At 57.1% G+C, this 20,247-nt stretch carries 18 protein-coding genes; 10 read left to right on the forward strand and 8 right to left on the reverse strand.

Annotation, left to right across the window (positions count from 1 at the left end; translation table 11 throughout):
* Positions 1–33: 33 nt before the first annotated feature.
* The 6 genes from BQ8011_RS04090 to BQ8011_RS04115 all read right to left on the reverse strand — a co-directional run bounded on the left by BQ8011_RS04090 (position 34) and on the right by BQ8011_RS04115 (position 6,107).
* The gene (locus BQ8011_RS04090) at positions 34–1,038 is read right to left on the reverse strand and encodes a hypothetical protein (protein ID WP_072457549.1); all 1,005 of its coding nucleotides are present in this window, start codon (positions 1,036–1,038) and stop codon (positions 34–36) included.
* 57 nt (positions 1,039–1,095) lie between these two features.
* Positions 1,096–2,145 carry a hypothetical protein gene (locus tag BQ8011_RS04095; RefSeq protein ID WP_157885008.1) on the reverse strand — a complete coding sequence of 350 codons (1,050 nt, stop codon included), beginning with the start codon at positions 2,143–2,145 and terminating at the stop codon, positions 1,096–1,098.
* Between the two features lie 15 nt (positions 2,146–2,160).
* Positions 2,161–3,006, reverse strand: a complete 846-nt coding sequence (locus BQ8011_RS04100) for a hypothetical protein (protein WP_072457553.1) — start codon at positions 3,004–3,006, stop codon at positions 2,161–2,163.
* A 142-nt stretch (positions 3,007–3,148) separates the two neighbouring features.
* Positions 3,149–4,081 (reverse strand): hypothetical protein, encoded by a 933-nt coding sequence (locus tag BQ8011_RS04105; protein ID WP_072457555.1) that lies wholly within the window; start codon positions 4,079–4,081, stop codon positions 3,149–3,151.
* A gap of 125 nt (positions 4,082–4,206) precedes the next feature.
* Complete coding sequence (locus BQ8011_RS04110; RefSeq protein WP_197678560.1) at positions 4,207–5,046, reverse strand: hypothetical protein; 840 nt, start codon at positions 5,044–5,046, stop codon at positions 4,207–4,209.
* 125 nt (positions 5,047–5,171) lie between these two features.
* Positions 5,172–6,107 carry a hypothetical protein gene (locus BQ8011_RS04115; protein WP_072457557.1) on the reverse strand — a complete coding sequence of 312 codons (936 nt, stop codon included), beginning with the start codon at positions 6,105–6,107 and terminating at the stop codon, positions 5,172–5,174.
* A 285-nt stretch (positions 6,108–6,392) separates the two neighbouring features.
* On the opposite strand from BQ8011_RS04115, the gene BQ8011_RS04120 reads away from it, so the two are divergent.
* A complete protein-coding gene (locus tag BQ8011_RS04120; protein WP_072457559.1) occupies positions 6,393–7,913 on the forward strand; it encodes an amino acid permease in 1,521 nt (506 codons plus the stop codon).
* A 90-nt stretch (positions 7,914–8,003) separates the two neighbouring features.
* On the opposite strand, the gene msrA is transcribed toward BQ8011_RS04120, so the two are convergent.
* Positions 8,004–8,672: a peptide-methionine (S)-S-oxide reductase MsrA gene (msrA, locus tag BQ8011_RS04125; RefSeq protein ID WP_072457863.1), complete on the reverse strand. Its 669-nt coding sequence runs from the start codon at positions 8,670–8,672 to the stop codon at positions 8,004–8,006.
* A 275-nt stretch (positions 8,673–8,947) separates the two neighbouring features.
* Positions 8,948–9,211 carry a 30S ribosomal protein S20 gene (rpsT, locus tag BQ8011_RS04130; protein WP_034502464.1) on the reverse strand — a complete coding sequence of 88 codons (264 nt, stop codon included), beginning with the start codon at positions 9,209–9,211 and terminating at the stop codon, positions 8,948–8,950.
* A 290-nt stretch (positions 9,212–9,501) separates the two neighbouring features.
* On the opposite strand from rpsT, the gene lepA reads away from it, so the two are divergent.
* From lepA to BQ8011_RS04175, 9 genes are all read left to right on the forward strand, one after another.
* Positions 9,502–11,361: a translation elongation factor 4 gene (gene lepA / locus BQ8011_RS04135; protein ID WP_072457561.1), complete on the forward strand. Its 1,860-nt coding sequence runs from the start codon at positions 9,502–9,504 to the stop codon at positions 11,359–11,361.
* Between the two features lie 125 nt (positions 11,362–11,486).
* The gene (gene trmB / locus BQ8011_RS04140; protein WP_231945396.1) at positions 11,487–12,236 is read left to right on the forward strand and encodes a tRNA (guanosine(46)-N7)-methyltransferase TrmB; all 750 of its coding nucleotides are present in this window, start codon (positions 11,487–11,489) and stop codon (positions 12,234–12,236) included.
* 427 nt (positions 12,237–12,663) lie between these two features.
* Positions 12,664–13,884 (forward strand): MFS transporter, encoded by a 1,221-nt coding sequence (locus BQ8011_RS04145; protein WP_231945372.1) that lies wholly within the window; start codon positions 12,664–12,666, stop codon positions 13,882–13,884.
* Complete coding sequence (gene hemW / locus BQ8011_RS04150; RefSeq protein WP_072457567.1) at positions 13,881–15,152, forward strand: radical SAM family heme chaperone HemW; 1,272 nt, start codon at positions 13,881–13,883, stop codon at positions 15,150–15,152. The genes BQ8011_RS04145 and hemW overlap by 4 nt, the downstream gene beginning before the upstream one ends.
* A gap of 87 nt (positions 15,153–15,239) precedes the next feature.
* The gene (locus BQ8011_RS04155) at positions 15,240–16,124 is read left to right on the forward strand and encodes a DUF3097 family protein (protein ID WP_072457864.1); all 885 of its coding nucleotides are present in this window, start codon (positions 15,240–15,242) and stop codon (positions 16,122–16,124) included.
* Between the two features lie 112 nt (positions 16,125–16,236).
* Complete coding sequence (gene hrcA, locus BQ8011_RS04160; protein WP_072457569.1) at positions 16,237–17,253, forward strand: heat-inducible transcriptional repressor HrcA; 1,017 nt, start codon at positions 16,237–16,239, stop codon at positions 17,251–17,253.
* Between the two features lie 22 nt (positions 17,254–17,275).
* Positions 17,276–18,394, forward strand: coding sequence for a molecular chaperone DnaJ (dnaJ, locus tag BQ8011_RS04165; RefSeq protein WP_072457570.1), 1,119 nt, complete (start codon positions 17,276–17,278; stop codon positions 18,392–18,394).
* Between the two features lie 13 nt (positions 18,395–18,407).
* Positions 18,408–19,238 carry a 16S rRNA (uracil(1498)-N(3))-methyltransferase gene (locus BQ8011_RS04170; protein ID WP_072457571.1) on the forward strand — a complete coding sequence of 277 codons (831 nt, stop codon included), beginning with the start codon at positions 18,408–18,410 and terminating at the stop codon, positions 19,236–19,238.
* Position 19,239: 1 nt separating this feature from the next.
* Positions 19,240–20,247, forward strand: a complete 1,008-nt coding sequence (locus tag BQ8011_RS04175; protein WP_083429989.1) for a PhoH family protein — start codon at positions 19,240–19,242, stop codon at positions 20,245–20,247.

The raw sequence follows: 20,247 nt of genomic DNA on the forward strand, positions 1-20,247 counted from the left end.
AGATTTCCGAGGCCGTGCCCCAGCGGCGTGCGTTTAGTTCGATGGTGGTGCGTAGGGGTTCGTCGGCCCCTGAGTTGAAGAAAGGGGCTCAACGGCTGAAGGAGTTGAGTGCTCGGCAGAAGGAACAGAAACCTCGTCAGCTGAAAGAGCGAAGGGATTCTTCGTCTGCGAAGCGGAAGTAGGCATACTCGGCTGATATGCGGTGGGGATGACGAAGCCACTGCTCTCTCGCTTGCGGCGCTTCTTATTCGCCCTCCTCACCAGGTAAATCGTCCCAAACACAACAACAATGGGACCGAACATGAAGTACTTACCAATAGAACTTGTGAGGAGGGATGGGGTAGGAAGAGCGCCGGTGGCACGCCACGTAGGGCTTGGGGAAGAAGAGGGCTGGAGCGCTTCAAGACTGGTCGGCATGTCGGCAGCAGCTATGCCCTTGTACTCTTGGCGTTCTTGGGTGTGGAAATAATCATTTTGCTCGAGAGTTCCCTCTGCTCCAAGGACTCGAGCTGATGCATTTTCCCAGGTAACAGTGTCGGAGTATTCGCTTCGATCGAGACTAGCGCCCGGGGTTGCCTTTGTTCCCCGGAAATAAGTACCGCTCAGAGAAAAACGGCGGGAGGTAACCGAGGCATCATTTGGAAAAGTGAGCCCCAGATCGTCAAGAGTGACTTGCTTTGCAGCAAAAGTAACGTTTCCGTTGCTATCGACGCCGATATAAGGATTGACGTGACGATTGAAGTCCGTCGTGATCTCACAACGGCTGTAGTACTTACTTGTCGAAAAATCGACGATTGACCACTCCTGGACAAATGGCAGCGCAGTACACGTGTCCTCAGTGATGGTCTGAGATTCGTCGGTCACAGTGACCCTGTATTGAGTGCGACCATCGCGCTCAATACGAACGTCCTCGTTGATTCTGATGTCTTTGTCCAAGGCATGTGCAGGCTGAGCCCCAGCGATGGGGAGAAAAAGAGTCAGCGCACAGGCGCATGCAAGGACAGGGGCGTGTGTGTGTCGATGAAGTGGCAGGTGCATGCATGACTCCTTTGAGTGAGGTGGCCGTGAAGCGGCTGCGTCTCAGTGTGAAGAATACTAGTTTGTCGGGGGAGCGAAGCGGCTTCGCGGGGAAGACGAAGGATCGTCTGGCGTAACACCGCTTTGCGCGGAAGACTCCGGTGGAGAAGGGATTCTCTCTTCGGGAGGAAGAACGAAGGGGGAACGAGGCGAAGCTCTTCCCTCCGCGTGGTCATCGCTGAGCTCCTCATCGACTTTTGCTTCGGTTTGACGATGGGATATTTGAGCGTCCTGCCGCTGTTTTGCATTCCATATTGAGTACACGCCGAAGGCTGCGAAGACGAATACGCTGAGCCCCATGATCTTTCTGATGAGAGCATCACCGTCGATGTCTACCAGTGGTGTATGCGTTGGCGGAACCGAAGAGGAACGCGGTGTGCTTGTGGTGCGTGGTGTAGCTTGCGTACTTCGCGATGGAGCGGCTACTACTTCAAGGTCTGTCGGAAGCTCGTCAGGCGCGACTTCCGGCATTGAAACGCGCCTGGTTGATCGGAAATCGCTTGTAGGCGAAAAAGTACCAACAGCCGCAAGGGAAGAGCCAAGATCGCCACTCCACTGGACATGCATGCTGTTTCGCGGCCCGTTACTCACAGTGCCACCGGGACTCATTTTTGAGATCTTTAGGCTGATCCCCGCGAAGCTGAGATCTCGAGTGAGATAGGACGTGCCCTCCGGGAAGGAAACCTTGAAATCCTCAAAGCGAAGGGGACGCGTGACAAAAGTAAAAGCTCCATCCTCACTGGCCTCCACATAAGGGTTGTTTAACGTGAAGAAACTCGCCTTGATCGAACACGTCTTGCGCTGTGGATCAGTGGAATAGCTGGTCTGGGCATTATTCCGCGCTTGAGGAAGAGCCTTGCAGCTATCCTCCGTGATCGTCCCCGAGAAGTCAAAAACCCACAGTTCGTACGACAACAACCCCATATCGTAGAAAACGAACGACTCGTGGATCGTCACGCGATTATTCACGGCATGCGCAGGAGCCCCTTGGAAAAGCAGAAGAAAAGCTCCCGCGCACACGCAACTCAGGACACAAGCAAGCAATCGCCTCGGCAATGAAAAAGCCACGTACGCTCCCAATGCCTACTGGCCCAAGCCAGGGGAGGGGAGGGGAAGCGGAGGAGAAGGGCGCGAGCGCTTACGAGCCGAGCGCGCAAGTATCGCGATGCTAACAATCAAGATCACCATCGACGAGATGAGTAACTTCGAGCTCGGGCATGAACACGTCTCACGATCTCCGGGATAAGGTAGCGCTCCCGTCGCTGGAGTGAAAGGAGTGCTCGTCGTCGAGGGCCTCGCCGGAATATCCTCGAGGCCAGAAGGAAGCTCGACGGGGGCGATTCCTTGATACTCAACGCGATTAGTCGTGCGGAAATCTTCCGCTTTCTCGATGGTTCCCGCGACGCCAACGATCTGAGGAACATCGTCCTTCCACGTAATAAAGCCCTTGACGCTATCGCTAACTTTTCCTCCGGGACTCATCTGTGAAAGTTGACCGGTATCAGCGCTGAAGTGGAACTCGTGCTCTGTTAGGGAAGTTCCCGCGGGAAAAGTGATGTTGAGGTCCGACAATTGGATGCTCTTTGCCGCGAAGACAAAGTTCCCTTCTTGGTCAGTGCCAACATAGGGGTTCTTGTCGCGCGTGTATTCCGTAGCGATCTGGCAGTTGCTTGCCGCTGGCGCAGCTTTAAAGTGCACCTCTGACCACTCGATGACCTGGGAGAGGGAGTTGCACGTGTCCAGAGTGATGGTCTTCGTTAAGTCGACAATCTTCAAGCGGTACGTGATTGATCCCGAGGCTGAGAGCGAATACTGCTCCTCGATCTGAACGCCCTGATCTTGAGCGTGGGCGGGCGTCGCGCTCAGTGCAGCGGTAAGAGTGAGCGCGCAAGCGAGGGAGGCGGCACGCTTCAGTAGAGAGAGCGTCATCAGGATTCCTTCTGTTCAGCAGTTGATTTCCGAGGCCGGAGCGGGCTTGGTGCGTCTGTGAAGTGAGGGAGCGGTGGAGAAGACAGTGGGGCGAACGCTTCGACCGCGCTCGCCCCACCGGCTGTTCAGGTTTGAGAGCTACTCAGGCCTGAGGGTACTGTCCGGGCTGCTGTCCCTGATCAGGGTATTGACCCGGCTGCTGCGGGTACTGCTCAGCCTGCGGGTACTGTGCGGGCTGTTGCGGGTACTGACCCTGCTGCGGGTACTGCGCCGGATCCACAGGAGCCTGGCCGGTCGGAGCGGGGTACTGTCCGGGCTGAGGCATCGCACCGGGGTAGGTGCCGGGGTATGCGCCGGGTGCGCCCATGGGCTGCGCCTGAGTCTTCTTGCGGTTGCTCATCACGACGAAGAACACGATGCCGCCGATGACGACAACGGCCAGAATGCCAAGAAGAACCCACTTCATACTTGAAGACGAAGATGAGGAAGAAGAAGTGCTGCTCCTATCGGAGGAGGTATCCGAAGAAGACTTGCCAGATGCTGCACCTGAACCATCGGTGGTGCCCTTAACGGAAACGTTATCGCTCACGTCGGTCCACGTGACCGTTCCGGTCGCCTTGTCAATGGTGCCGCCGTTGTCTGCAGTTGTGGGGACCATGCCGCCTGAGAACTTTGCGGTGACCTTCTGCATTGTGATGCCGGGCATCACTGATGACAGGCGCGAGACAGCAGTCTCTGTCTGGGAGGTGAAAGTAAAGTCCTTGCCGCTGATGTCAAGGACCTGCGAAATCTCGCTGCTCTTAAAGGACTGGCTGACATCGCAGATGTGGGAAGAACCGCTGGTGCGGAAAGCCGTGGTTGCTCCGGCAGTCTTCGCACTCTTGCACATGGACTCCGAGATCAGAGTACCGCTGGTGTCGATCATGCTCAGGGTGTAGCTTCCCGATGTGGTCGAGGTGAATTCGTAGGTTTCTTCGAGGTCAATGCTCGGAGCTGCAATAGCTGAACCGGTCACCATGGCAAAGGTGCCAGCAAGCGCCAGAGTTCCGATGACTCCAAGAGAGCGTCGCTTCATGAGTGTTCCTTCTCGGTATATGAGGACAGACAAACAAAAGAATAGGCACAATCGTCTCGGCTGACGAATTGTGTATCGTTTAAATTACAGAATGCTGAGCGTTTGCTGAATGTGTAGCTTGGGGGTTAGCCCTGAGGGTACTGCCCTGGCTGCTGTGGGTATTGGCCTGGTGTGGGGTACTGACCCTGTTGTGGGTATTGGCCGCCTTGGGGCTGGGCCTTCTTGCGGTTGTTCATGACAACGAATGCACCGATGCCACCGATGACGATGACTGCCAAGACCAGCAAGAGGATCCACTTCGAGCCGGAAGAAGAGGAAGACGAGGTGGAATCAGGCGTTGAGGATGCTGCGCTGGTGGAGTCGGAATCTGCTGAGGCACTGCTTGTCGAACTGCTCTTCGCTGTGGAAGAAGCAGCTGCCTTACCGTCCGTACTGCCCTTTACTTTGACATTAATCTTGACATTGGACCAAGTGACTGTGCCCGTCGACTTATCGATCGTGCCGCCATTATCGGCAGAACTGGGAACCAAGCCGCCAGCGAACTTCGCAGTCACCTTCCCAATGCTGTCAATTTTGTCGTCGGGGAACTCTTTAGACATGACCTTCAACACGCCATCAGACTCGGAAGTGAAGGTGAAGTTGTTTCCAGAGACCTCCAAGAGCTCATCGATATCAGTTTCGTTGACCTCGGTGATTACATCACAGACGTTAACTGAGCCTTCTGTGTGGAACTTGGTGCTGAGCTCTGGGTTCTTGCTTGAAATGTAGCTGCATGTATACTCTGTCATCAAAGTCTTCGAGCTGTCCCTGAAATGCTGGGTATAGCTCAAGTGAGTTGCAGAGGTGAAATCGTAGGTCTCTTCCACGCTAAAACGCGGCTCGTCAGCGAAAGCTGGTCCTGTCGCCAACAAGAGGCTGGCTGTGAGTGCCAGGGCGCCTGCTGCCCCGATCGTGCGTCGCTTCATGAGAGTTCCTTCTCGATATATGAGGACAGACAAACAAAAGAATAGGCACAATCGTCGCGGCTGACGAATTGTGTATCGTTTAAATTACAGAATGCTGAGTGGATGCTGAATGCGCAGCTTGGGGGTTAGCCCTGCGGATACTGGCCTGGCTGCTGCGGATACTGCCCAGATTGTTGCCCTTGTTCGGGTGGCTGCCATTGTTGTTGCTGCGGGTTGAACTGCTCTGGCTGTGGCGGAGGCGCTGCCTGCCATTGCTGTGGGGAAACCTGGCCCTGCGATGGGAAGTATTGAGTGTGCTGGGGGTATTGACCCGGTTGTGGCATAGGCTGCTCGATGATGGGGGCCGGGTACGTTCCTGGTGCAGGCATGGACTCTAAGTGGGGTTTCTTCTGACCTCGCAGCACCAAGAAAATTGCGGTGCCACCACCAATGAGGATCAGGCCAGCAACCCCGAGGAATATCCAGTTGTTGTTCGAAGAGGAAGAGACGTTAGAAGTTGGGGAGGAAGTTGGGGATTCGCTCGCCTCGGACGTAGGTGAAGCACCGGCTTTGGTAGTTCCCTTGACCGTCACATTCCGGGTGATGTGCGTCCAGGTGACGGTTGTCTGTTTCTCATTGATTTTTCCGTCAAAGTCTGCGGTCTTTGCGACCCAACCTTTAGGGAAGGTCACACTGACTTCCTTAAAGGACATGCCTTCAAAACTCTTATCAATCAAGACGGCAGTCATAGAAGTAAAAGTGAACTCTGAACCGTCGATCTTTAGACGTTCGCTGACTGCGTCATCCTTAATGACCTGAACAAGGTCGCAAATACTGTTGGTGCCTTGTACTCGGAAGTGCGCCTGGGTGTAGTCTCCGGGTTTGCTCGTGCACTTGTCTTTGGTGATCGTCTGCCCGGTGGGATCGATCATGCTGACAGTGTGTCCAATTTCAGTTGGAGACGTGATCTGATAACTGTCTTTTAGTTCGTAGTACGGGTCGGCAAAAGAAGCGTTTCCTGCCGAAGCGCAAGTTATGGCGATCGCAAGTGCGCAGATGATTCCCAGCATGCGTTGCTTCATCACAATTCCTTTGTCCAAGGGACGACTATTCACAGAATAGGCATTGAATGCGATCGTGACGAATTTGAATGTTGTCTGGATAGTGTGACTCTCTCAATGGATGGGTGTATCCACTTTGCGGGGTACTTGATCATTTTCAGCAGTCGGTAACAGGGGTATAACTTTGCTCACACTCATGTCCAAAAGGTAAACAAAGCGGAAAGCTCAGGTCATGCAATGGCAGACTATGAGGACCAGAGTCGGCGGCGTCCGGCCGCGGACCGATAAACCATAGGAGAGTGCGGCATGGAAACGCCGAACCCACGTGCAATGGAAGTGAACCTTGAGACTGACCAGCAGGTACAGTCCAAGGACAAGCCCCAGCGCACGGAACTCAAGCGTGGTTTATCAGCACGCCACATGCAGATGATCGCTATCGGCGGCGCAATTGGCACCGGCCTCTTTGTCGCCTCGGGCGCAACAATCTCAACCGCAGGACCTGGCGGAGCCCTCACGGCCTATGCCGTCATCGGCCTCATGGTCCTCTTGCTCATGCAATCTCTTGGTGAGATGAGCGCACACATGCCCGTTGCGGGATCATTCCAGACCTATGCCACTCGCTTCGTGAGCCCCTCATTCGGCTTCGCAATGGGATGGAACTACTGGTTCAACTGGGCGATCACCGTCGCAGCCGAACTCGTCGCCTCGGGACTTGTCATGTCCTACTGGTTGCCGAGCGTCCCTTCCTGGGTCTGGGCAATCTCCTTCCTCTTCCTTCTTACATTCCTCAACGCGCTGAGCGCGCGGGTTTATGGTGAGGCAGAATTCTGGTTCGCCCTGATCAAGGTCATCACCGTCATCGTCTTCCTGATTTCAGGCACTCTGATGATCTTCGGAATCTTCAATGACTCCCCGGGAGTTCAGAACTGGACCGCCGGAGATGCTCCCTTCCACGGTGGATTCTTGTCCATCATTTCGGTCTTCATGATTGCAGGCTTCTCTTTCCAGGGAACCGAACTTGTCGGTGTTGCAGCAGGTGAATCCTCTAATCCTCGCCGCGACGTGCCTCGAGCAATCAAGACCGTGTTCTGGCGCATCATGTTCTTCTACATTGGCGCAATCGCCATCATTGGAACGCTGATTCCTTACACCGATCCGAACCTCTTGCGTGACAGTGCTGCAGACATTGCCTACTCGCCCTTCACTCTGGTCTTCGAGCGTATGGGTGTTGCCGCTGCAGCAGCAGTGATGAATGCCGTCATTCTGACCGCAATCCTCTCCGCAGGAAACTCGGGCCTGTACGCCTCCACGCGAATGCTGCACTCGATGGCACTCATCGGGCAGGCGCCTCGCTTCTTCGCAAAGGTCACGCGTCACGGCGTACCGATCTACGCAATGCTGGCCACCTCCGCCGTCGGCGCACTCGGATTCGTTGCGGCACTGGTGAGTGAAGATACTGCCTACACATGGCTGCTCAATGTTTCGGGTCTGTCCGGATTCATCGTCTGGCTGGGTATTGCGGCCTGCCACTGGCGCTTCCGCAGGGCCTACGTCAAGCAGGGCCACTCCCTCGATGAGCTTCCCTACAAAGCACCCTTCTTCCCCTTCGGTCCGATTCTTGCCTTCGGTATGTGCTTGATCGTTCTGCTGGGCCAGAATTACGAGGCCATCTTCCGTGGACAGCTTCTGCAAGTCGCCTCCTCGTACATCGGACTTCCGGTCTTCTTGCTGATCTGGCTGGGCTACCACCTGGTGAAGAAGGACCGCACCGTGAGCTTGGATGAAATGGATGTTGAAGGCGTAACCGTAACGCCTGAAAACGCATAGTGGTGAGCTGGTAAACAGCGTTCGGGGGAGGCAGAAACTGCCTCCCCCGAATTGTTTATTCTCGCAGTGGACTGTGCAATCTATGAATGACTACTTCGCTGGTTCGATGCTTACCTGCGCGGGCAAATTGAGGATCCCTACGGGGCAGGTCACCCCATTGGGGCCGTGATTGCAGTATCCATCAGGGTTCTTCTCCAAGTACGCCTGGTGGTAGTCCTCAGCGAGGTAGAAAGGGCCACCCGACTGAGCAAAGCACGCCCCGGCCTCGCCAATCGTTGTGTAGCAGCGGGCTCCCGGCACCGCGCGCTCCAACTCAGCCACCCACGCACCGCGCAGAAGCGATGCCATCTCAGCCTGCCTCGGCGTCGTCACCCAAATCGCACTGCGGTACTGCGTGCCCACGTCGTTGCCGTGGCGATTAGACCGAGTGGAATCGTGGTTTTCGAAGAAGGTCTTGAGCAGGCTTGCTCCGCCTTCGCCGGTTACGGAGGGGTCGTAGACCATCACGACAGTCTCGGCGTGGCCCGTGCGCCCCGTGCACACCTCTCGGTAAGTCGGATTTGCGTTCCCGCCGCCCATGTAACCAACGGCAGTTGCCCACACGCCCTTCTGGCGCCAGAAAATACGCTCCACACCCCAAAAGCAACCCGCAGCAAGGTAGAGCACCTCGAATCCATCGGGAACCGGATCAGTCGCGCGCGTCCCATTCACCGGGTGAAGTTCGAGCGCGTCCAAGATTGGGTGTCTGCCACCCGGCATATCCGCCGGAAGAGTGCCCGCAGTGGGGGAGTCCAGGTAGCGCTCTACCCCCTCCGATAGACGAGGCCATGCCTGGTGTGGTCCTGCGGCATAGCGCTGGGAGGTGGGTGAAGGATCGGTGGCCATCTTTGGCTCCTTTAGTGTGTGGCAGCGAGGTGCTCTCTGCCGCTGACGGATGGGGCTATCTATCCCGTATTCTATGGCGATACTCAAGTCTTGGCAGAAAAAAATGTGGCCCCTGCAGTTTCCTGCAAGGGCCACAACAAGCGTTTAGATCAGCCGAGCGACTGGACGCGACGGGCAAGCTTGGACTTGCGGTTCGCGGCCTGGTTGCGGTGAATAACACCCTTCGAGACGGCCTTGTCGAGCTTGCGCGAAGCAATGCGCAGAGCTTCGATTGCTGCTTCCTTGTCGCCAGCCTCGACGGCTTCGCGAGTCCTGCGCACCAGGGTCTTCAGTTCAGACTTGACAGCCAGGTTGCGCTGACGGCGCTTCTCGTTGGTGCGGATCCGCTTGATCTGAGACTTAATGTTCGCCACAGTCGGATTACTCCTTGGTCTTTCGTACGTACAGGTCGGTGAGGGCTGTGTCAGTGCCGGGACTGGGGCATGGGGACACCCGCAAACGGCTCTAACCAGACCCCCTGCCCGACCAGGCTGGGAGTCCGATCAACAACTCTACCAGAAAAATAGGAACCTAACGACCCCCGGAATGCTCACATCCGCTTGAGAAATGGTGAGAACGCACACCCTATCGGCGTGGAATTGGCATGCCCGTGCCTACTAATGGGACGATAGATCAGACGTCACAATCCTTCCGGAGGTCCTGTTTGTCCCCGATTCCTACTCCCGAGCAGGCCAAGCTGATTCAGCCCTCGGCCACCCCGCAGGAACGCATCCGCAATTTCTGCATCATCGCTCACATCGATCATGGCAAGTCCACCTTGGCTGACCGTATGCTTCAGCTCACCGGGGTGGTTGCAAGTCGAGACATGCGCGACCAATACCTGGACCGCATGGATATTGAGCGCGAACGTGGCATCACCATCAAAAGCCAGGCCGTGCGTATGCCTTGGGCCTTCGAAGGGGAGCCTTTCGCTCTCAATATGATCGACACACCCGGACACGTGGACTTCACCTACGAGGTCTCAAGGTCCCTGGCCGCCTGCGAAGGCGCCGTCCTTCTCGTCGATGCCGCCCAGGGGATCGAAGCACAGACCTTGGCGAACCTCTACCTAGCTTTAGAGAACGATCTGACCATCATCCCGGTCTTGAACAAGATCGATCTTCCGGGCGCACAGCCCGAAAAATACGCACAGGAAATCGCTCAGCTCATTGGCGTCGAAGTGGATGATGTTCTGCGCGTCTCCGGCAAGACCGGTGAGGGCGTTCCGGACCTCCTTGACGAGATTGTTCGTCAGATCCCCTCACCTACGGGTAACCCCGAGGGGCCGACGCGTGCGATGATCTTCGACTCCGTTTACGACACGTATCGAGGCGTCGTTACCTATGTCCGAGTCGTCGATGGCATGCTCTCCACTCGTGAACGCGTGCGAATGATGTCTACCGGCGCAACTCACGAACTGCTTGAAATTGGTGTTATTTCACCTGAGCCAACTCCTGCTCCAGGAATCGCTGCCGGCGAAGTTGGCTACCTTATTACCGGCGTGAAGGATGTTCGCCAGTCCCGCGTTGGTGACACCATGACCTCAGCTGTTCGTGGTGCTGAAGAACCTCTCGCTGGCTATCGCGACCCGCGCCCCATGGTCTTTTCGGGTATTTACCCCGTTGATGGCTCTGATTTCCCGGATCTGCGCGACGCTTTGGAACGCCTCCAGCTCAACGATGCAGCGCTGACCTTCGAGCCTGAATCCAGCGCGGCCCTGGGCTTTGGCTTCCGCTGCGGATTCCTTGGACTGCTGCACCTGGAAATCATCCGCGAACGCCTCGAGCGCGAATTCAAACTGGACCTGATCGCAACCGCGCCCAACGTCGTCTACAAGGTCGTTGCAGAAGACGGCACCGAGGTCCAAGTTGATAACCCCTCTGAATTCCCCGAAGGGAAGATCTCTGAAGTCCGCGAACCCGTCGTGAACGCGACAATCCTGACCCCAACTGAATTCACGGGAACGATCATGGAACTGTGCCAAGATCGTCGTGGAACCATGCGAGGAATGGACTACCTCTCAGAAGATCGCGTCGAGCTGCACTACCAGCTCCCCCTTGCAGAGATCGTCTTCGACTTCTTCGACCACCTCAAGTCGCGCACTCGCGGCTATGCCTCGCTTGACTACCACGAGAGCGGCGAGCAGGTTGCTGACCTCGTCAAGGTCGATATTCTCCTGAACGGAGACCGCGTCGATGCCTTCAGTGCGATCGTCCACAAGGACCAGGCCTACGCCTACGGTCTGCGCATGACGAAGCGCCTCAAGGAACTGATCCCTCGCCAACAATTCGAAATTCCCGTGCAGGCGGCTGTTGGTGCCAGGGTTATTGCTCGCGAGAACATTAGGGCTCTGCGCAAGGACATGCTTGCGAAGTGTTATGGCGGTGACATCACCCGTAAGCGCAAGCTGCTCGAGAAGCAGAAGGAAGGCAAGAAGCGCATGAAGTCCATCGGTCGCGTGGACGTGCCGCAGGAAGCCTTCATCGCGGCCTTGACCTCCGATGTGCCCACCGGAAAGAAATGACCGTGGCAGAGGATAGCGAGGCTGCGGGCGGGGCAGCAGCACAGGCTACTGATGTCGCTCAGTCTGCTGGCGCTAATGCGCGCAATGGCCGCCGATCTGGAGACGTCCCAGAGGGGACCGTTTTCATGAGCCGGACGAAGTCCTTTACGCGCCGGAGCCGTGAGCTCCCCGTCAACCTTGCGCGCACGTGGGAGGCGCATGCCGACCGCTATGTCATTGAACCTCGACGAGGCATTGGCTACACGACTGTTGCCGACGATTTCCATCTGGACACCGAGGAACTCTTTGACAGGCGGGCGCCGCTGACCCTTGAAATTGGTTCGGGGACGGGCGAGCAGATCGTAGCCGCGGCAGTGGCCAACCCCGATCGTGATTACCTTGCGCTCGAGGTGTGGGTGCCTGGGATTGCCAAGCTGATTTCCAAGGCAGTGGATGCGGGCGTTGATAACATTCGAGTGCTCGAGGCCGATGTAGCACAGGCGCTCCCGATCATGCTGGGCGATGCCTGCCTTGACGAGGTCTGGACCTTCTTCCCTGACCCGTGGAGGAAAGCGCGCCACCGCAAGCGCCGACTCGTCAGTGATGACTTCGCGCTCCAAGTTGCCCGAGTGCTCCGCGATGGGGGAGTGTGGCGTCTTGCGACCGACTGGGATGATTACGCCTGGCAAATGCGAGATGTGATTGAAGGATGCCCACTCTTTGAGAATCCTTACGTGGGGCAAAGGCCTGATCCCGAGGATCCCGAACCAAAGCGCGGTGGTTTCGCGCCGCGCTATGAAGGACGTGTCGTTACTCATTTTGAAACGCGCGGGATCGATGCTGGGCGTCGTGTACATGACGTTATCGGAGTCCGGCTTCCACGTGAAAGCGTGTAGCCACATCCAATGTCAGCCTCGCTATGTTTTCCCACTTCACAAAGAGATACAGGTGACATTTAGGGTGTTCATATTTCACCTGGTTGACAATTTCTATATGCTGGCTGTGCATTGAGATTTCACTCCAACGTGAAACTCCGGCTTCCTCTTCGCGATAGGCGGATCTGCGAAGAGTGGAGATGCGTTCTGCTAGCAGAACGCACGGGGACGGGGCTTTCTCGATGAACCGAGAAAGCCCCGCCTCGGTCCGCAACGTGTGCCCGTCTTCTTCGCTTAGGAGAAGACGGGCACAGCTGTATTCGCGCCAAAACACGAAGTGTTCTTTTTGAGCGTTTTATGGAAACATTGTGTAATCCATCCCACATTCATCAAGGAAGAAAGAACAGTGAAACAGGTAGCTTACGCGCGATATTTTCAGCGTAGGTTCGTGTGGATCCTCATCACTTTGTCCGCATTCGTGCTTCTAGCTGGATCCCTCAGAGGAACCATCACCGCACTGCCTCCCATCATCGAGGAAATCCAAAGAGACTTGGGACTTTCCTCGGCCGAGGCCGGATTAGTGACCTCAATCCCCGTATTCTGTTTCGGTTTCTTCACCCCATTCACCGCACTCATCCTGCGAAAAATCCGACTGAATCGCGCCGTTTGTCTGGGGCTGGCAATCGTGATCCTCGGTGCCGTGCTCCGCTCGCTCGGTATGGCCTGGTCACTATTTGTTGGCACCTGTGTCATTGGCATCGGAACAACCTGCTCCAACCTGGTCGTCACTATGCTCATTGGTCGCGATTTTCGCCATCGCGCGGGAATTATGACGGCGGTTTACTCCACGATGATTGACCTCATGATCGCAGCCTCGACCGCCTTCAGCTTTCCGTTGGTCGCATACGTCGGCTGGAGAGGCGCAGCGGGAGTATGGGGAGTCGGTCCAGCTCTGATCGCGCTCGTGGCCTGTCTTGCAATCTACCCACTCAATCGCCCGGGAATCCGCCCCTTTTTCGCTCAAAAAGCCGGATGGACGATCCATACGGACGACTCAGTCGTAACGGATGGTCCCGCCAAGGCCTCGGAAATCTATCGCTGGCCCATGGCATGGCTGATGGCTTTCGCCTTCGCTGTCAATACCTTCTGCTACTTCGGCGTCGCAGCATGGCTGCCGAAAATCCTTGCAGACATGCTTGAGATGGGCCCAAACGATGCTGGTTTTGCAGCATCGATCTACCACATCGTGGGTGTTGCGGCGCCGCTGAGCATGATGGCCGTCCAGAAATTGATCCGCGCTCAGACCTCGACAATTCTCACGCTGGTCTCTCTGTCGTGGCTCCTCATGCCAATTGGAATGCTCCTTCTTCCCGGAGGCTGGGCTTTGTGGAGTGCGTGCGGGGGACTTGGTCAAGGTGCATTTTTCTCAATTACCTTTACGCTGGTCATTGAACGCACGACCAACATGGCTCAAACCCGCACGCTTTCTGCCCTCGTCCAAAGCATTGGATACGGCTTTGGCGCCTTGGGGCCGTGGGTTTTGGGGCGCATGTACGACATGATGGCTAACTGGCTGTGGCCCTTCATCCTTTTAACAGTCCTGACAGGAAGCCTCGTCGTGATTTCCCAAATCGTTGCCCGCTCGACCTCAACCCCCAAGCCTCAATGAGCCCTCACCAGCCAGAAGGCCAGGCTTGGGACGAACGCGGTCGTCTCCGAGCTGAACTTTCCGAACCTGATGCCAAGCGCCCCCTCGCCGTCTATGTGCACGTTCCCTTCTGCCAGATTCGTTGCGGCTACTGTGACTTCAATACCTACACTGTCGGTTTTGGCCCCGGAGCTGACCGTGAGAGCTATGACCGAAGCGCCCTTGCTGAAATGCGCATGGGAGCAGGGATCCTCAGCGATGCCGATATGCCCGCTCGCCCCGCCTCGAGCGTCTTCTTTGGCGGCGGAACCCCCACGCTCTTGTCCACCGATATCCTTGAGCGTCTCCTTGTGGGAGTGCGTGAGAACTTTGGGATCGCCCCCGGCGCAGAAATTACCGTAGAAGCGAACCCTGAAAGCGTGGACGAGGCCGCGCTTGAACGCCTCGCCAAGGCTGGCTTCACCCGCCTTTCCTTTGGTATGCAATCCGCAGTCCCTGAGGTTTTGCGCGTCCTTGATCGCCGTCATGATCCAGCGAAATTGCCCGGCTTGGTTGGCGCGGCCCGCAGGCTCGGCTTGGATGTGTCAGTCGACCTCATCTACGGAGCCCCCGGAGAAAGCCTGACGGACTGGCAGACCTCGCTTGAAGAAGCGATCGCAATGGAACCGGACCACATCAGTGCCTACGCCCTTGTCATCGAAGAAGGAACCAAAATGGGCGCGCAGGTCGCTCGCGGGCAACTTCCCATGCCCGACCCAGACGACGAGGCCTCGAAATACGAAATTGCGGATCGACTCCTAGGCGAGGCCGGCTACAGCTGGTACGAAATTTCAAACTTCGCGCGCAGGGAGGTGGGCGAAGAAGGAACTGTTTCCACCCAGCTGCGCCACGCCTCGAAACACAATCTTGCCTACTGGCGCGACTGGGACTGGTGGGGGATCGGTCCGGGCGCCCACTCTCACATCGGCCGCTATCGCTGGTGGAACGTCAAACACCCCTCGGCTTATGCGCAAAGGCTACGAGAGGGACTTTCTCCCGCGCAGGCCGGTGAAATCCTCGACGCGCCGACGCGGGAAATGGAACGCATCCTCTTGGCTGTGCGCACGAGCAAAGGGGTTGAAGCTCCCCAGGAAGGGGAAGGGGATCGCGAGGCCTTTTGCGCCGCGCTTGAACCCCTGGCCTCGAAAGGACTGATCGACGCGCAGGCAGCCGACGAGGGGCGGGCGATTCTGACTCTCCAGGGCAGGCTTTTAGCTGACTACGTGACGCGAGAGCTCCTTGGATACTGAGTTACGAGCCGCACACTTACGCGGGAAAGAGTGTTGATCGGGGAATAAAGCTGCGGGCCCTCATAGTGTGGAGCGGTGACTTCAGATATGTACGGGACCAACATCTTCGAATTCGACCCGCATCGTGATGGGCCGGGTGCGCGTAGGCCGCGCTCTGTTGAAGTTGCTATCGAGTACGGCATGGTACTTGAGGATATTTCCAGCGGATGGGTTGGTGCAGTGACCCGCGTTGAAAAATCCGGGGGAGTGCACCTGGTCGAACTCGAGGATCGACACGGGCGCAAGCGTTCTTTCCCCCTTGGCGGCGGGTTCTGGCTTGAAGGAAAGCCGATTGTTGCGCTTCCTCCGAAGGCCGCGCCGGTGCGGCAGGCTCCCGCTTTGACTACTCCCGGCGGCCGGGCGGTCACAAACTCCGGATCGATTGCTGCTGAAAACCGTGTTGCGCGTGTTGCGCGAAAGTCTCGAATCTGGGTCGAGGGACGCCACGATGCCGAGCTCATCCAGCACGTGTGGGGCGACGACCTTGCCGATGTTGGGGTTGTCGTTCAGCTTCTTGAGGGCGTCGACCATTTGGAGGAAATCCTTGAAGTTTTCGGCCCCACCGAGAAAGTACGCGCGGGCGTGCTTGTGGATCACTTGGTCCCCGGATCCAAAGAATCCCGCATCGCCGAGGCCGTGAGCGCGCGTTGGAAAGATGCTGTCCTCATTGTCGGTCACCCCTATGTCGATATTTGGCAATCGGTGAAGCCGCAGCGTTTGGGACTTGAAAAGTGGCCCGAAATCCCTCGGGGAGTGGATATCAAACACGGGACTTTGGAACACTTGGGTTGGCCCCATGCGACTCAGGCCGATATCGCGATGGGATGGAAACGAATTCTCTCCACGGTTCGCAACTATAAAGACCTCGAGCCGGCCCTTCTTGGGCGCGTCGAGGAACTCATTGATTTCGTCACTCAGCCCGGTTTGGAATGATCCTTCTTTCCCATTCGGCTCCGGGGGACAACTGTTGATAATAGGGCGAATTGGGTATTTGCGGAGTAAACTGGCACTCAAATAGCGTGAGTGCCAGATTAGGGGAGGATGAATGAACGACCGTCGCCTTGACGTTCTACGAGCCATCGTGTCCCAGTATGTCCACACGCGTGAACCCGTGGGGTCCAAAGCAATCGCGCAATCCCAAGACCTAGGTGTCTCTTCGGCAACCATCCGAAACGACATGGCTGTCTTGGAAGAAGCAGGACTCATCTACCAGCCCCATACCAGTGCTGGTCGCGTACCAACCGACAAGGGCTACCGAGTTTTCGTCGATCAATTGGCAACCCTCAAGCCCATGAGCACCCCAGAGCGCCAGGCAGTCGAGAAATTCTTGGCCCGCGCCGAAGACCTCGATGACGTCGTTATGGCCACAGTGCGCCTGCTTGCCCAGGTTACGCGCCAGGTTGCCCTCATCGAATACCCCGTCAACGCGCGCTCAACACTGAGCCGCATCGAATTCGTCGATCTGAGCGACTCGCGCCTGCTCATCGTGGTCATCTCTGAGCAGGGTAAAGTTTTTGAACGCCTGCGTGAGATGCCCCAAGACCTCGCCCAAGAAGATCTCTTGACGCTGCGCTCGGTCCTCAACGCCGCCTACCAGGGCAAAGACGCGGGAGAAGTTCGTGCCCATTACGAGGCCATGGCTGAGTGTCTGCCGCCCGCACTATCTGGGTGCGCCGGAGACATCAGTGAGATCATTGCCAGCCTCCTCCAAGGAGAGCCTTCCGCGCGAATCGCTATGGCGGGAATGTCGAACCTTGCTCGAAGCGGTGTTGACTTCCACGATATCGCCCCGGTTTTAGACGCCCTCGAAGAACAAGTCGTTCTCCTGCGTCTCTTCGCCGAAATGGATGAAGGAAACGGCGACGTCCACGTCTCCATCGGTTCCGAAAACGGACACGATGCTTTCGTTGAAACCTCCCTTGTTTCAGGAACCTACGCTTCCGGGGGGAACTCAGCTCACGTGGGAATCCTCGGGCCCACCCGCATGGACTACGCCTCGACAATGTCCACGGTCCACGCCGTGGCCTCGTATCTGTCCAAGTACTTGAACTCAACGCACTAATCGCAGCCGCAAAAGGATATTCGTGAACGATTACTACGCAATCCTCGGAGTCTCACGCGACGCCGACCAAAGCGAAATCAAGAAGGCCTATCGCAAGAAGGCCCGCGAATTACACCCGGACTACGGCGGGGACGAGGAAGCTTTCAAGGAACTCTCGGTCGCCTACGAAACCCTCTCCGATCCGGAAAAACGCCGCATGTACGATATCGGTGGTGCAGATGCTGCCCGAGGCGGCGGATACGCTGGTGACTCCTTCGACTTCGGGGACATCCTCTCAACCATGTTTGGCGGAGCCTTCGGTGGCGGATTCGGCGGAGGCGCTGGCCCTCAGTCGCGTACTCGTCAGGGCCGCGAGCAGCTCACGCGTATTGAAATCACCCTGGAAGAAGCAACCTTCGGCGCGCATCGCGAAATTTCGCTCAATACCTACGTCGCCTGCGATGTCTGCCACGGATCGATGTGCGAGCCCGGGAGCGAACCGACAACCTGTGGGACCTGTAACGGCGCGGGCTATTCGATTCAAACCCAGCAGACCATGCTGGGAACCATGCGCACCCAAGTTCCGTGTCCCACCTGTCAGGGCTATGGAACCGTCATTGAACAGCCGTGTCATGAATGCGCGGGCCAAGGACGCGTGCGTACTCGCCGAAGCCTGACCATCGACATCCCGGCAGGAGCGGGAGACGGCATGCGCCTGCGCCTCGCCGGACAGGGCGAGGTCGGTCCCGGCGGCGGCCCGAACGGTGATCTCTATGTCGATATTGTCGAAAAGAGGCATCCCACTTTCTCGCGTCAAGGCGACGATCTGTACATGACCGTCACCATTCCCATGACTGCAGCAGCTCTGGGGAGCACTTTCGAGCTCGATACTTTGGACGGAAAACAATCCATCACGGTCAAGCCTGGAACTCAGCCCGGAGATGAACTGCGTTTGCCTGGTTTGGGTGTTGGCCACTTGCAGCGTCCTGGCCGTGGCGACCTGCATATCGGCATCAACGTCGAGATTCCACGCAAGCTTGACGACCGTTCCCGCGAGCTTCTTGAAGAGCTTTCCGCTGTGCGCGGGGAAGAAAGCGCCCGTCCCGAAAAGCGGGGTTCTTCTTTCTTCGACAAGCTTCGCGAAACCTTCACAGGCCAGTGATCGGAACACATCGATGACCCTTCCCGTTTTCATCGCTCCCGAGGCCGCCGCCCTCCAAGGCTGCACTCGCGGGGGTTCCTACACTCTGGATGGGGATGAAGGCTTTCACGCGGCAACCGTTCGTCGCATGGACGTGGGGCAGATGCTCGACGTCGTTGACGGTGACGGATTGCGTGTGCGCGGGAGCGTGAGTGAACGAACGAAGAAGTCATTGACTCTTCGCGTTGAAGAGATCATTCATGAGGTGCCACCGTCTCCACGTTTGATCCTTGTTCAAGCATTGTCGACGGGCGGCCGCGACGAAATGGCCATCGAAATGGCAACCGAAGTCGGGGTCGACGTCGTGATCCCGTGGCAGGCTAATCGCAGTGAAGTGCGCTGGAAGGGCGAAAAAGCCGCGAAGGGCATGAGGAAGTGGGAGTCGACTTTAAGGTCGGCCACGAAGCAATCTCGTCGTGCCTTCATCCCGCGCCTCGAAGATGCCTGCACCTCCCAACGACTTGCTCAATGGATGAGCGAAGAAACGGCATCCGGCGCGTGGGTGATCGTCTGCCATGAGAGCACGCGAGCCCCTTTGAGTCTTCTCCTGCGTGAGTTGCGTGCCGCTGCAGAAAAGTCTTTGCCGACCACTGACGAGGCCTCTGGACAGACGGTGCCGGGAACCTGCCTTCCGCCTCGGATCAGCGTGGTCGTCGGGCCTGAAGGCGGGGTTGATCCCGACGAGCTTTCTCTTTTCGAGGCCGCGGGTGCACGCGTGTGCCTATTGGGGACAACAGTCTTGCGTGCCTCGACCGCAGGTCCGGTTGCTTTGTCACTGATCAGCGATGCAATTGGACGGTGGTGACATGGAGGCAAAACGGATCGAAATTCCCAGAGGCGTTGACCCGGTTGTCCTGTTCGGCACATCAGATCGCGTCTTGCGCTCCCTTGAAAAGGGGTTCCCGCATGTGCGCTTTTCCCTTCTGGGACGCACTCTGTCGCTGATTGGTCCCGAAGGCATTGTCGATATGGCTGTTCAATTGGTCGACGAACTGGTTGAACTTGCTAAAGAAGGACAGTCTCTCGATGCCGACGGAGTCGAACAAGCAATCGCACTCCTCACTTCAGCACACTCGTCGACTGAGCGGCCGCAGGAGATTCTTCGCAGTCGAGGACGTTCGATTCGACCGCAGTCTGCGGGGCAAAAAGCCTATGTTGACGCCATTGAACGCTCGACCCTGGTCTTCGGCCTCGGCCCTGCCGGCACCGGAAAAACGTACCTTGCAATGGCGCAGGCGGTATCAGCGCTGCTCTCTGGTCAGGTCCGACGCATTGTTCTCACGCGCCCCGCGGTCGAAGCTGGGGAGAATCTGGGTTTCTTGCCGGGAACCTTGACGGACAAGATCGATCCCTATCTGCGTCCCCTCTACGATGCCTTGGGTGACATGATGGATCCCGATGCTCTGCCCAAGCTCATGGCCTCCGGCGCAGTTGAAGTTGCCCCTTTGGCGTATATGCGCGGTAGGACTTTGAACGATTCGTTCATTATCTTGGACGAGGCACAAAACACGACGCTTGCACAGATGAAAATGTTCCTTACCCGTCTGGGCTTCAACTCCAAGGTTGTCGTCACCGGAGATACCTCGCAGATCGACCTCGCGGGGGAGCGTAGCAGTGGCCTGCTTGTCATTGAAGATATTCTGGGCGGCATCGATGACATAGAATTTTGTCATCTGACAAGCGCCGATGTTGTGCGTCATCGACTTGTTGGCGAGATCATTGACGCATACGAACGCTGGGATGAGTCACTGGCACGCCTGAAAGCGCGCCGAGACCGCTCACTTCACTCCCGTTCCCGACACAATGGACATTAA

The organism is Actinomyces marseillensis (assembly GCF_900155605.1).
GTDB lineage: Bacteria > Actinomycetota > Actinomycetes > Actinomycetales > Actinomycetaceae > Pauljensenia > Pauljensenia marseillensis.